Raw genomic sequence first — 12834 nt, 5'->3', positions numbered from 1 at the left:
CTCATCGGCATCTTTGTCCGAACAGTCCTGACCCAAGGAGTTGCGCGCTGTGTTCAAACATGTCGATGCCTATGCCGGCGATCCGATTCTCTCCCTGATGGAGACCTTCAAGGCCGACCCACGGGCCAACAAGGTCAACCTGAGCATCGGTCTGTATTACGACGAAGCCGGCGTGGTACCGCAACTGGCTGCCGTTGGCGCCGCCGAGAAGCGCCTGGCCGAGCAGCCTCACGAAGCTTCGCTGTACCTGCCGATGGAAGGTCTGGCCAGCTACCGTAAGGCCATCCAGAACCTGTTGTTCGGCGCCGATCACCCGGCGGTGAGCGGCGCTCGCGTGGCCACCGTGCAAACCGTCGGCGGCTCCGGCGCGCTGAAGGTCGGTGCCGACTTCCTCAAGCGCTACTTCCCCGAGTCGCAGGTCTGGGTCAGCGACCCCACCTGGGACAACCACCGCGCCATCTTCGAAGGCGCCGGGTTCAAGGTGCACAGCTACCCGTACTTCGACCAGACCAGCCGTGGCGTCAACTTCGACGGCATGCTCGCCGCCTTGCAAGGCCTGCCGGCCAACAGCATCGTGCTGCTGCACCCGTGCTGCCACAACCCGACGGGCGCCGACCTGACCCAGGCGCAGTGGCAACAGGTGATCGAAGTGGTCAAGGCGCGCAGCCTGATCCCGTTCCTCGACATCGCCTACCAGGGCTTTGGCGAAGGCCTGGTCGAAGACGCCTATGCCATCCGCGAAGCGGCCCGTGCCGGCGTGCCGTGCCTGGTGAGCAACTCGTTCTCGAAAATTTTCTCGCTGTACGGCGAGCGGGTAGGGGGGCTGTCGGTGGTCTGTGACGACAGCGCCACCACCCAGCGCGTCTTGGGCCAGCTGAAGGCCACCGTGCGCCGCAACTACTCCAGCCCGCCGAATTTCGGCGCCCAGCTGGTGGCGGCAGTGCTCAACGATGCCGAGCTGAACGCGCAGTGGGAGGCGGAAGTGGAGACGATGCGCCTGCGTATCCTTGACATGCGCCAGCGTCTGGTCGATGCGTTGCAAGTGTTGCTGCCAGGGCAGAACTTCGAGTTCTTCCTGAGCCAGCGCGGAATGTTCAGCTACACCGGCTTCAGCGTCGAGCAGGTCCGTCGCCTGCGTGACGAGTTCGGTGTGTACCTGATCGATAGCGGTCGGGTGTGCATGTCGGGCGTGCGTCCGGACAACCTGCAACAGGTGGCCGAGGCGTTTGCGGCGGTGCAGAAGCGGTAGACGCCAGCGGCAAGCGGCAAGCTACAAGAGGGGTGGGGCTCCGTAGTCCGGAGCCGGCCACTACTTGCAGCTTGCAGCTTAGGTGCAACCACTCCTCGGACAGGGCTTCTCAAGTGCAACCAATCAGCGCACAATCGCGCCCCTCTTTGATGGCTGGGCTGCGGTGAAGCGTCTGTTTCGCCACTCCTGGCCCTGTTGCAGTCTTGCGAGTGGAGTTGCACCTGGATGAATGAACAGGCCCCGAGCGTTGAACAACGCCTCGAATCGAGCCCCGCAGCCGACCTTGGCCGCTGGGACCGTCAGGACACCACCTGGATGCTGGGCCTGTTTGGCACAGCCATCGGCGCCGGAACCTTGTTCCTGCCGATCAACGCTGGGCTCGGTGGCTTCTGGCCGTTGTTGATCCTGGCCTTGCTGGCCTTCCCGATGACCTTCTACGCCCACCGCGGCCTGACCCGCTTTGTCCTCTCCGGGCGCGATGGCGCCGATATCACCGACGTCGTCGAAGAACACTTCGGCCTCAAGGCCGGCGCGCTGATCACCCTGCTGTACTTCTTCGCCATCTTCCCGATCCTGCTGATCTACAGCGTCGCTCTGACCAACACGGTCGGCAGCTTCATGCAGCACCAACTGCACATCGAACCGCCGCCACGCGCGGTGCTGTCGTTTGTGCTGATCCTCGGCCTGCTGGCCATCGTGCGCTGCGGCGAGCAGGCCACCGTCAAGGTGATGAGCCTGCTGGTGTACCCGTTCATCGTCGCCCTGGCGTTCCTCGCGGTGTTCCTGATTCCGCACTGGAGCGGCGGCATCCTCAGCACCGCCAGTGAAGTACCGTCCGGCTCGGCGTTCCTTCATACCCTGTGGCTGGCGATTCCGGTGATGGTCTTCTCGTTCAACCATTCGCCGATCATCTCGGCCTTCGCCGTCGACCAGAAGCGCCGCTACGGCGCCAACGCCGATGAGCGCAGCGGGCAGATCCTCGGCCGTGCGCACCTGCTGATGGTGGCGATGGTGATGTTCTTCGTGTTCAGCTGCGTGCTGACCCTGAGCCCAGCGCAGTTGGCCGAAGCCAAGGCGCAGAACCTGTCGATCCTGTCGTACCTGGCCAACCACTTCAGCAACCCGACCATCGCCTTCGCCGCACCGTTGATCGCCTTCATCGCGATTGCCAAGTCGTTCCTGGGCCACTACATCGGCGCCAGCGAAGGCCTCAAGGGCCTGATCGTCAAGAGCGGCAAGCGTCCGAGCGCCAAGGCCCTGGACCGCATGACGGCGGCCTTCATGCTGGTGATCTGCTGGATCGTCGCCACCCTCAACCCGAGCATCCTCGGCATGATCGAGACCCTCGGCGGCCCGGTGATTGCGGCCATCCTGTTCCTGATGCCGATGTACGCCATCCGCAAGGTACCGGCGATGCGCAAATACAGTGGCGCGATGTCCAACGTGTTCGTCGTGGCCGTGGGCCTGGTGGCGATTTCCGCGCTGGTCTATTCGCTGCTGAGCTGATCCCCCGACAGCGCACTGTGCACACAGCTGCACAGTGCGTTTGTCCACAAAAGTTGTCTGGCAATTCAACAATTTATGCGCAAGGCATAGGTTGCGGGCAACTTTCATGCTTAACTCTGGGTCCTTTACTCACCCCCCGCATAAGGACTTCGTTCATGTCTCAAGTGACTCTCAAAGGCAACCCGGTTCAGGTCAATGGTCAGCTGCCAGCGGTTGGCGCGCCGGCGCCGGCGTTCTCCCTGGTTGGTGAAGGCCTGGCTGACAAGAGCCTGAAAGACTTCGCCGGCAAGCGCAAAGTGCTGAACATCTTCCCAAGCGTCGACACCCCGACCTGCGCGACTTCGGTGCGTAAGTTCAACGCCCAGGCCAACGACGTGGCCGACACCGTGGTGCTGTGCATCTCGGCCGACCTGCCGTTTGCCCAGGCGCGCTTCTGCGGCGCCGAAGGCCTGGAAAACGTCAAGAACCTGTCCACCCTGCGTGGTCGCGAGTTCCTCGAAAACTACGGCGTTGCCATCGCTGACGGCCCGCTGGCCGGTCTGGCTGCGCGTGCCGTGGTGGTGCTGGATGCCAACGACAAGGTGCTGCACGTCGAGCTGGTCAAGGAAATCGCCGACGAGCCGAACTATGAAGCGGCACTGGCGGTGCTGAAGTAAGCGAGCGCTTCGCCCGCGATAGCCTTTACGCAAAACTGCAATTAATTGCGTAAAGTTGTAACGGCCTGGCCTTAGTCCAGGCCGTTTTTATTTATAGTTCAGCACTTTGCCAACGTCAGTGCTGGGTAAATAGCCGGTAAAGGCGCTTTGCTAATCCTGCTCTACTGCTTATCGTTCAGCCTCCTCAAAAGAATTTTTTCCGCACAATGGTCGACCAACCCATGCAATCCTCCGGTTCCCGTCACACCCGCCGCTGGCTTTCCGGCCTGCTGATCCTGCTGCTGAGCGCCGGCCTCGCCTGGTGGCTGTGGCCCGCATCGCCGGCGCATGCGCCCGGCGCGGCGGCCGGCAAAGGCGCGCCAGCTGGCGGCCGCGGCGGCAATCGGCCAGGCTTCGGTGCCTTCGCCGGGGCGGTGCCAGTGCGCGTGGCGCCGGCCACCCTTGGCGACTTCCCGGTGTACTACAAGGCCCTGGGTACCGTCACCGCGACCAACACGGTCAACGTGCGCAGCCGGGTCGCCGGCGAGCTGGTGAAGATCAACTTCCAGGAAGGGCAGCGAGTGAAAGCCGGCGACCTGCTGGCCGAGATCGACCCGCGCAGCTACCAGATTGCCCTGCAACAGGCCGAAGGCACCCTGGCGCAGAACCAGGCGCAGCTGAAAAACGCGCAACTGGACTTGCAGCGCTATAAAGGCCTGTACGCCGAAGACAGCATCGCCAAACAGACCCTCGACACCGCCGAAGCACTGGTCGGCCAGTACCAGGGCACGATCAAGACCAACCAGGCGGCGGTCAACGACGCCAAGCTGAACCTCGAATTCACCAAGATCCGCGCACCGATCAGCGGCCGCCTGGGCCTGCGCCAGCTCGACGTTGGCAACCTGGTGGCGGCCAACGACACCACCGCGCTGGTGGTGATCACCCAGACCCAGCCGATCAGCGTTGCCTTCACCTTGCCGGAAACCAACCTCACCCCGGTGCTCACGCGCTTCCGCAGCGGCGCGCAACTGCCGGTCGAAGCCTGGGACCGGGGTGACACGCAGAAGCAGGCCGACGGCGTGCTGCGCAGCCTTGACAACCAGATCGATGTGACCACCGGCACGCTGAAGTTCAAGGGCTTCTTCGAGAACCACAACGAAGCGCTGTTCCCCAATCAGTTCGTCAACGTGCACCTGCTCGCCGATACCCTGAGGAACGTGGTGCTGGCACCGTCGGCCGCCATCCAGTTCGGCACCAACGGCACCTTCGTCTACGTGATGGAGGGCGACACCAAGGTGCGCATCCGCAACCTCAAGCTTGGCGCCAGCGACGGCGACCAGACCGTGGTGCTGGAAGGCCTGGCCAAGGGCGACCGGGTGGTGCTCGAAGGCACCGACCGCCTGCGCGACGGCAGCGATGTGGAAGTGGTCGACGACAGCGCCGAACTACCGACCACCCCCGGCCAGCACCTGCAGGGTCAGGACAAGAACGACCTATCGACCACCGAAGGCCAGTCGGGCAAGGCTGACGCATGAACCTCTCGCGGCTGTTCATCCTGCGCCCGGTAGCGACCACCCTGAGCATGCTGGCCATCGTCCTGGCCGGCCTGATCGCCTATAAGCTGCTGCCGGTGGCGGCCTTGCCCCAGGTCGACTACCCGACCATCCGGGTCATGACCCTGTACCCCGGTGCCAGCCCGCAGGTCATGACCAGCGCGGTCACCGCACCGCTGGAACGCCAGTTCGGGCAGATGCCCGGGCTCACCCAGATGGCCTCGACCAGCTCCGGTGGCGCCTCGGTGCTGACCCTGCGCTTCAGCCTCGAAATGAACATGGACGTCGCCGAACAACAGGTGCAGGCCGCGATCAACGCCGCCAGCAACCTGCTGCCCAGCGACCTGCCGGCACCGCCGGTGTACAACAAGGTCAACCCGGCCGACACCCCGGTGCTGACCCTGGCGATCACCTCGAAAACCATGCTGCTGCCCAAGCTCAACGACCTGGTCGACACCCGCGTGGCGCAGAAGATCGCCCAGATCAGCGGCGTCGGCATGGTCAGCATCGCCGGTGGCCAGCGCCAGGCGGTGCGGATCAAGGTCAACCCGGACGCCCTGGCCGCCGCCGGGCTGAACCTGGCCGACGTGCGCACGTTGATCGGCGCCTCCAACGTCAACCAGCCCAAGGGTAACTTCGACGGCCCGACCCGGGTGTCGATGCTCGACGCAAACGATCAGTTACGCTCCCCGGAGGAGTACGCCAACCTCATTCTCGCCTACAAGAACGGCGCGCCACTGCGCCTGAAGGATGTCGCCGAAATCGTCGACGGCGCCGAGAACGAACGCCTGGCCGCCTGGGCCAACCAGAACCAGGCCGTGCTACTGAACATCCAGCGTCAGCCGGGGGCCAACGTCATCGAGGTGGTCGACCGGATCAAGGACCTGCTGCCGTCGATCACCGACAACCTGCCGGCCGGCCTCGACGTGGTGGTGCTCACCGACCGGACGCAAACCATTCGTGCCTCGGTCAAGGACGTCCAGCATGAACTGCTGATCGCCATCGTGCTGGTGGTGATGGTCACTTTCGTGTTCCTGCGCCGCGTCAGCGCCACGATCATCCCCTCGATTGCCGTGCCGCTGTCGCTGATCGGCACCTTCGGCGTGATGTACCTGGCCGGCTTCTCGATCAACAACCTGACGTTGATGGCCCTGACCATCGCCACCGGCTTCGTGGTCGACGATGCCATCGTCATGCTGGAAAACATCTCCCGGCATATCGAGGAGGGCGAAACGCCGATGCAGGCGGCGCTCAAGGGCGCGCGGCAGATCGGCTTCACCCTGATCTCGCTGACCTTCTCGCTGATTGCCGTACTGATCCCGCTGCTGTTCATGGCCGACGTGGTCGGCCGGCTGTTCCGCGAGTTCGCCATCACCCTGGCGGTAGCCATCCTGATTTCCCTGGTGGTGTCGCTGACCCTGACGCCGATGATGTGCGCACGGCTGCTCAAGCGTGAACCCAAGGCACACGAGCAGGGCCGCTTCTACCGCGCCAGCGGCGCCTGGATCGACTGGCTGATCGCGCATTACGCCCGCGCCCTGACCTGGGTGCTCAAGCATCAGCCGCTGACCCTGCTGGTGGCCGTGGCCACCCTGGGCCTGACCGTGCTGCTGTACCTGATGGTGCCCAAGGGCTTTTTCCCAGTGCAGGATACCGGGGTGATCCAGGGCATTTCCGAGGCGCCGCAGTCGATTTCCTTCGCCGCCATGAGCCAGCGTCAGCAGGAACTCAGCGCGATCATCCTCAAGGACCCGGCAGTACAGAGCCTGTCCTCATACATCGGCGTCGATGGTGACAACGCCACGCTCAACAGCGGCCGCGTGCTGATCAACCTCAAGCCGCATGGCGAGCGCGACCTCACTGCGGCGCAGGTGATCAGCCGCCTGCAACCGCAGCTCGACAAGCTGGTTGGCATCCGCCTGTTCATGCAGCCGGTGCAGGACCTGAGCATCGAGGACCGGGTCAGCCGTACCCAGTACCAGTTCAGCCTGTCCTCGCCGGACGCCGAACTGCTGGCGCTGTGGAGCGGCAAGCTCAGCGATGCCTTGCAGCAGCGCGCCGAGCTCAAGGACGTTGCCAGCGACCTGCAGGACAAGGGCCTGCAAGTGTATCTGGCGATCGACCGCGACGCCGCCAGCCGCGTCGGGGTCAACGTCGCCGACATCACCAACGCGCTCTACGACGCCTTTGGCCAGCGGCAGATTTCGACCATCTACACCCAGGCCAGCCAATACCGGGTGGTGTTGCAGGCGGCGGCCGCGGCGAATATCGGCCCGCAGGTGCTGGAGCAGATTCATGTGAAAACCAGCGATGGCGCCCAGGTACGGCTGTCCAGCCTGGCCCATGTCGAACAGCGTCAGGCACAGTTGGCGATTGCCCATATCGGCCAGTTCCCGGCGGTGATGATGTCGTTCAACCTGGCCGACGGCGTGTCGCTGGGCGAGGGCGTCAAGGTGATCGAGCAGGTGCAGCGGGAGATCGGCATGCCGCTCGGCGTGCAGACGCGCTTCCAGGGCGCAGCCGAAGCCTTCCAGGCGTCGCTGTCGAGCACCTTGCTGCTGATCCTGGCTGCCGTGGTAACCATGTACATCGTGCTGGGCGTGCTCTACGAGAGCTACATCCACCCGGTCACCATCCTCTCGACGCTGCCGTCGGCGGCGGTCGGTGCCTTGCTCGCGCTGATCCTCAGCGGCAACGACCTGGGCATGATCGCGATCATCGGCATCATCCTGCTGATCGGTATCGTCAAGAAAAACGCGATCATGATGATCGACTTCGCCCTGGAAGCCGAACGGCATCAGGGCATGGCCCCGGAGGCGGCGATCTACCGCGCCGCCTTGCTGCGCTTCCGACCGATCCTGATGACCACCCTGGCGGCACTGTTCGGCGCCATCCCGCTGATGCTCGCCACCGGTTCCGGCGCCGAGCTGCGCCAGCCGCTGGGTCTGGTGATGGTTGGCGGGTTGCTGCTCAGCCAGGTGCTGACGCTGTTCACGACGCCGGTGATCTATTTGTACTTTGATCGCCTGGCGCGGCGCTGGCGCCGTCAGCCTGACGCACAACAGGCCGACGCATGAACCTCTCTGGCCCGTTTATCCGTCGCCCGGTAGCGACCATGCTGCTGAGCCTGGCGATCATGCTGCTGGGGGGCGTCAGTTTCGGCCTGCTGCCGGTGGCGCCGTTGCCGCAGATGGACTTCCCGGTGATCGTGGTCTCGGCCAGCCTGCCGGGGGCCAGCCCCGAGGTGATGGCTTCGACCGTGGCCACGCCGCTGGAGCGTTCGCTGGGCAGTATTGCCGGGGTCAACACCCTGACCAGCCGCTCCAGCCAGGGCTCGACCCGGGTGATTCTCGGCTTCGATCTGGGCCGCGACATCGACGGTGCCGCGCGCGAGGTACAGGCGGCGATCAACGCCACCCGCAACCTGCTGCCCAGCGGCATGCGCAGCATGCCGACCTACAACAAGATCAACCCGGCGCAGGCACCGATCATGGTCCTGTCGCTGACCTCGACAGTGCTGCAGAAGGGCCAGTTGTACGACCTGGCCTCGACCATCCTGTCGCAGAGCCTGTCGCAGGTGCCGGGGGTGGGCGAGGTGCAGATCGGCGGCAGCTCGCTGCCGGCAGTGCGTATCGAGCTGGAACCGGAGCTGCTCAACCAGTACGGGGTGAGCCTCGACGACGTGCGCCAGACCATCGCCAATGCCAACGTGCGCCGGCCCAAGGGCTTTATCGAAGACGCCGAGCGCAGTTGGCAGGTACAGGCCAACGACCAGTTGGAGAAGGCCAAGGACTACGAACCGTTGGTCATCCGTTACCAGGATGGCGCGGTGCTGCGCCTGAGCCATGTGGCCAAGGTTACCGACGCCGTGGAGAACCGCTACAACAGCGGCTTCTTTAACGACCAGCAGGCGGTGTTGCTGGTGATCAACCGCCAGACTGGGGCGAACATCATCGAAACCGTGGCGAAGATCCGCGAGCAACTGCCGGCGCTGCAGGCGCTGATGCCGGCCAGCGTCAAGGTCGACGTGGCCATGGACCGCTCGCCGGTGATCAAGGCCACCCTCAAGGAGGCCGAGCACACCCTGTTGATCGCGGTAGCGCTGGTGATTCTGGTGGTGTTCCTGTTCCTCGGTAACCTGCGTGCTTCGCTGATCCCGACCCTGGCGGTGCCGGTGTCGCTGGTCGGCACCTTCGCCGTGATGTACCTGTGTGGGTTCTCGTTGAACAACCTGTCGCTGATGGCGCTGATTCTGGCCACCGGGCTGGTGGTGGACGACGCCATTGTCGTGCTGGAAAACATTTCCCGGCATATCGACGAGGGCATCGCGCCGATGCGGGCGGCGTTCCTCGGTGCCAAGGAAGTCGGTTTCACCTTGCTGGCGATGAACGCCTCGCTGGTGGCGGTGTTCGTCTCGATCCTGTTCATGGGCGGCATTGTCGAATCGCTGTTCCGCGAGTTCTCGATTACCCTGGCGGCGGCGATCATCGTCTCGCTGCTGGTCTCGTTGACCCTCACGCCGATGCTCTGTGCGCGCTGGCTCAAACCGCACAAGGGCGGTGCGCCAAGCCGCCTGCAACGCTGGAGCGAAGGCCTCAACGAACGGATGATGGCCGGCTACGACCGCAGCCTGGGCTGGGTCTTGCGTCATCGCCGGCTGACCCTGTTCAGCCTGCTGGCGACCATCGTGCTCAACGTCGCACTGTACGTAGTGGTGCCGAAAACCCTGATGCCGCAGCAGGACACCGGCCAGCTGATGGGCTTTGTCCGCGGCGACGACGGCCTGTCGTTTGCGGTGATGCAACCAAAGATGGAAATCTACCGCCGTGCCTTGCTCAAGGACCCGGCGGTGGAGAGCGTGGCCGGCTTCATTGGCGGCAACAGCGGGATCAACAACGCCATGGTGCTGGTGCGCCTGAAACCGATCAAGGCGCGCAAGGAGTCGGCGCAGAAGATCATCGAGCGCCTGCGCAAGAACCTGCCCAAGGTGCCCGGTGGCCGGCTGTTCCTGATGGCCGACCAGGACCTGCAGTTCGGTGGTGGCGGTCACGACCAGAGCAGCTCGCAGTTCATGTATACCCTGCAGAGCGGCGATCTGGCGGCCCTGCGCGCGTGGTACCCGAAGGTGGTGGCGGCATTCAAGACGCTGCCGGAAATCACCGCCATCGACGCCCGCGAGGGCAGCGGTACCCAGCAAGTGACCCTGGTGGTCGACCGCGAGCAGGCCAAGCGCCTGGGCATCGACATGAACATGGTCACCTCGGTGCTGAACAATGCCTACAGCCAGCGGCAGATTTCGACCATCTACGACAGCCTGAACCAGTATCAGGTGGTGATGGAGATCAACCCGAAATATGCCCAGGATCCACGCACCCTGGAGCAGGTCCAGGTGATCACCGCCGAGGGCGCACGGGTGCCGCTGTCGGCCTTTGCCCGCTATGAAAACAGCCTGGCCGAGGACCGCGTCAGCCACGAAGGGCAGTTTGCCGCCGAGGACATTTCCTTCGATATTGCCGAAGGGGTCAGCCAGGACGTGGCCATGGCCGCCATCGAGCGGGCGGTGGCCAAGGTCGGCTTGCCGGAAGAAGTGATCGCCAAGCTGGGCGGCACCGGCGACGCCTTCAGCAAGAGCCAGGAGGGCCAGCCGTGGATGATCCTCGGTGCCTTGCTCGCGGTGTACCTGGTGCTGGGCATCCTCTACGAGAGCTACATTCACCCGCTGACTATCCTCTCGACCTTGCCCTCGGCCGGAGTTGGCGCCTTGCTCACGATGTACGTGGTCGGCAGCGAGTTCAGCCTGATCTCGTTGCTTGGCCTGTTCCTGCTGATCGGGGTGGTGAAGAAGAACGCCATCCTGATGATCGACCTGGCGCTGCAACTGGAGCGGCATCAGGGCCTGAGCCCGGAAGAGTCGATCCGCCGGGCCTGCCTGCTGCGTCTGCGGCCGATCCTGATGACCACGCTGGCGGCGATCCTTGGCGCCGTGCCGCTGCTGCTGGGCACGGCCGAAGGAGCCGAGATGCGGCAGCCGCTGGGCCTGACCATTATCGGCGGGCTGGTCTTCAGCCAGATTCTTACGCTTTTCACCACGCCTGTGGTTTACCTCTACCTGGACCGTCTGCGCCATCGTTTCAACCGCTGGCGCGGAGTGCGGACCGATGCTGCCCTGGAAACCCCGCTATGACCGAACTTCCGATGCCCGCCCGCCTGCTCGGCGCCCGTGGCTCGCGCCTGCTCAGTGCCAGCCTGTGCCTGCTGATGCTCAGCGCCTGCAGCTTGAGCCCGGATTATCATCGACCGGAACTGGCGGCCCCGGTGCAGTTCAAGCAGGCCGAGGGCTGGACCCAGGCCAACCCGTCCGATGCGCTGGCCCGTGGTGCCTGGTGGGAGCTGTATGGCGATGCCCAGCTCAACGGCCTGGTCGAGCAGCTCAATGCCAGCAACCAGACCGTCGCGCAGTACGAGGCGCAGTATCGACAGGCCCAGGCGCTGGTGCGCAGTGCGCGCGGCGCACTGTTTCCCAGCCTCGACCTGAGCGCTGGCAAAACCCGCTCCAGCCAGGGCACCGGCAGCAGCAGTTCGAGCCTGAGCAACAACAGCAGCGGTATCCGCAACACCTACAGCACGCAGTTGGGCGTGAGCTGGGAGGCGGACCTCTGGGGTAAGCTGCGTGAAGGCCTGGCGGCCAACGAATACAGTGCCGAGGCAAGTTTTGCCGACCTGGCGGCGATTCGCCTGAGCCTGCAGTCGGAGCTGGTGCAGAACTACCTGCAATTGCGGGTGATAGACGAGCAGCAACGCTTGCTCGAAGCCACGCTGGCGGCGTATCAGCGGTCGCTGAAGATGACCGAAAACCAGTACCGCGCCGGGGTGTCCGGCAAGGATGCGGTGGCACAGGCGCAGACCCAGCTGAAAAGCACCGAGGCCGACCTGATCGACCTGATCTGGCAGCGTGCGCAGTTGGAGAACGCGATTGCCGTGCTGATGGGCAAGGCCCCGGCGCAGTTTGCCCTGGCCCCGAGCCGCAGTCTCCCGCAGTTGCCCCAGGTGCCGCTGGCGTTGCCGTCGCAACTGCTGGAGCGGCGTCCGGATATCGCTTCGGCGGAGCGTAAGGTGATGTCGGCCAACGCCAGTATTGGTGTGGCGCGGGCGGCGTACTTCCCGGACCTGACCTTGAGCATGAGTGGCGGTTACAGCAGCAGTAGTTTTGGCGACTGGATCAGCGTGCCCAACCGTTTCTGGTCGGTAGGGCCGCAGTTGGCGATGACCCTGTTCGATGCCGGCAAGCGTTCGGCGGAGGTTGACCGTACGGTGGCGGTGTATGACCAGACGGTGGCGCAGTATCGGCAGGCGGTGCTCGATGGCTTCAAGGAGGTCGAGAACTACCTGGTGCAGTTGAAGGTGTATGGCGATGAGGCGCAGGTGCGTGACGAAGCGCTGGCTGCGGCGCGGGAGTCGTTGCGACTGACCGAGAACCAGTACAAGGCCGGCTTGATCGGTTATCTGGATGTGGTGAATGTGCAGACAACCGCGCTGAGCAACGAACGCAGTGCATTGACCCTGCTGCAGGGACGCCTGGTGGCCAGTGTGCAGCTGATTGCGGCGCTGGGTGGCGGTTGGGATGGCAGCACCGAACCACCACGGCAGCCTTGAAGCGCGGGCGCTTTGCGCCCGATCGCTGGTAATGCCAGCTCCCGCAGGAGGGTGTCCGTCACAACCCCTGTGGGCCACGAGTGGTTGACTTTGCCTACAGCCCTGGGCTAGTTTCCTTGCCATGAGCACATTCCAGCACTTGCCTCAGCACAGCATTATTACCGCCATTATCAGATTGGCGGGCTAGCTGGCACTTGCACCTAACCCGCCCTGGAGGCGGGTTTTTTCTCTCTGACTC

Annotated in this window: 7 protein-coding genes; all 7 read left to right on the top strand. The window is 64.2% G+C overall.

The annotated features are described in order from the left end of the window. The first annotated feature begins 49 nt into the window (after window positions 1–49). Window positions 50–1249: an amino acid aminotransferase gene (locus tag DCO48_RS08275; RefSeq protein WP_116550112.1), complete on the top strand. Its 1200-nt coding sequence runs from the start codon at window positions 50–52 to the stop codon at window positions 1247–1249. A gap of 225 nt (window positions 1250–1474) precedes the next feature. Further along, the gene (locus DCO48_RS08270) at window positions 1475–2755 is read left to right on the top strand and encodes a serine/threonine transporter (RefSeq protein WP_116550111.1); all 1281 of its coding nucleotides are present in this window, start codon (window positions 1475–1477) and stop codon (window positions 2753–2755) included. A 155-nt stretch (window positions 2756–2910) separates the two neighbouring features. After that, on the top strand, window positions 2911–3411 hold the full coding sequence (gene tpx / locus DCO48_RS08265) for a thiol peroxidase (RefSeq protein ID WP_116550110.1): 501 nt from the start codon (window positions 2911–2913) through the stop codon (window positions 3409–3411). Between the two features lie 206 nt (window positions 3412–3617). Next, window positions 3618–4925, top strand: coding sequence for an MdtA/MuxA family multidrug efflux RND transporter periplasmic adaptor subunit (locus DCO48_RS08260; protein ID WP_116550109.1), 1308 nt, complete (start codon window positions 3618–3620; stop codon window positions 4923–4925). Then, window positions 4922–8020: an MdtB/MuxB family multidrug efflux RND transporter permease subunit gene (locus DCO48_RS08255; protein ID WP_116550108.1), complete on the top strand. Its 3099-nt coding sequence runs from the start codon at window positions 4922–4924 to the stop codon at window positions 8018–8020. The genes DCO48_RS08260 and DCO48_RS08255 overlap by 4 nt, the downstream gene beginning before the upstream one ends. Then, window positions 8017–11127 (top strand): efflux RND transporter permease subunit, encoded by a 3111-nt coding sequence (locus DCO48_RS08250; protein WP_116550107.1) that lies wholly within the window; start codon window positions 8017–8019, stop codon window positions 11125–11127. The genes DCO48_RS08255 and DCO48_RS08250 overlap by 4 nt, the downstream gene beginning before the upstream one ends. Then, the gene (locus DCO48_RS08245; protein ID WP_116550106.1) at window positions 11124–12596 is read left to right on the top strand and encodes an efflux transporter outer membrane subunit; all 1473 of its coding nucleotides are present in this window, start codon (window positions 11124–11126) and stop codon (window positions 12594–12596) included. The genes DCO48_RS08250 and DCO48_RS08245 overlap by 4 nt, the downstream gene beginning before the upstream one ends. Window positions 12597–12834: the final 238 nt, after the last annotated feature.

The sequence above is a fragment of the Pseudomonas sp. SDI genome (assembly GCF_003105155.1).
Classification (GTDB): Bacteria; Pseudomonadota; Gammaproteobacteria; order Pseudomonadales; family Pseudomonadaceae; genus Aquipseudomonas.
This window is presented reverse-complemented; position numbering and strand designations above follow the sequence as displayed.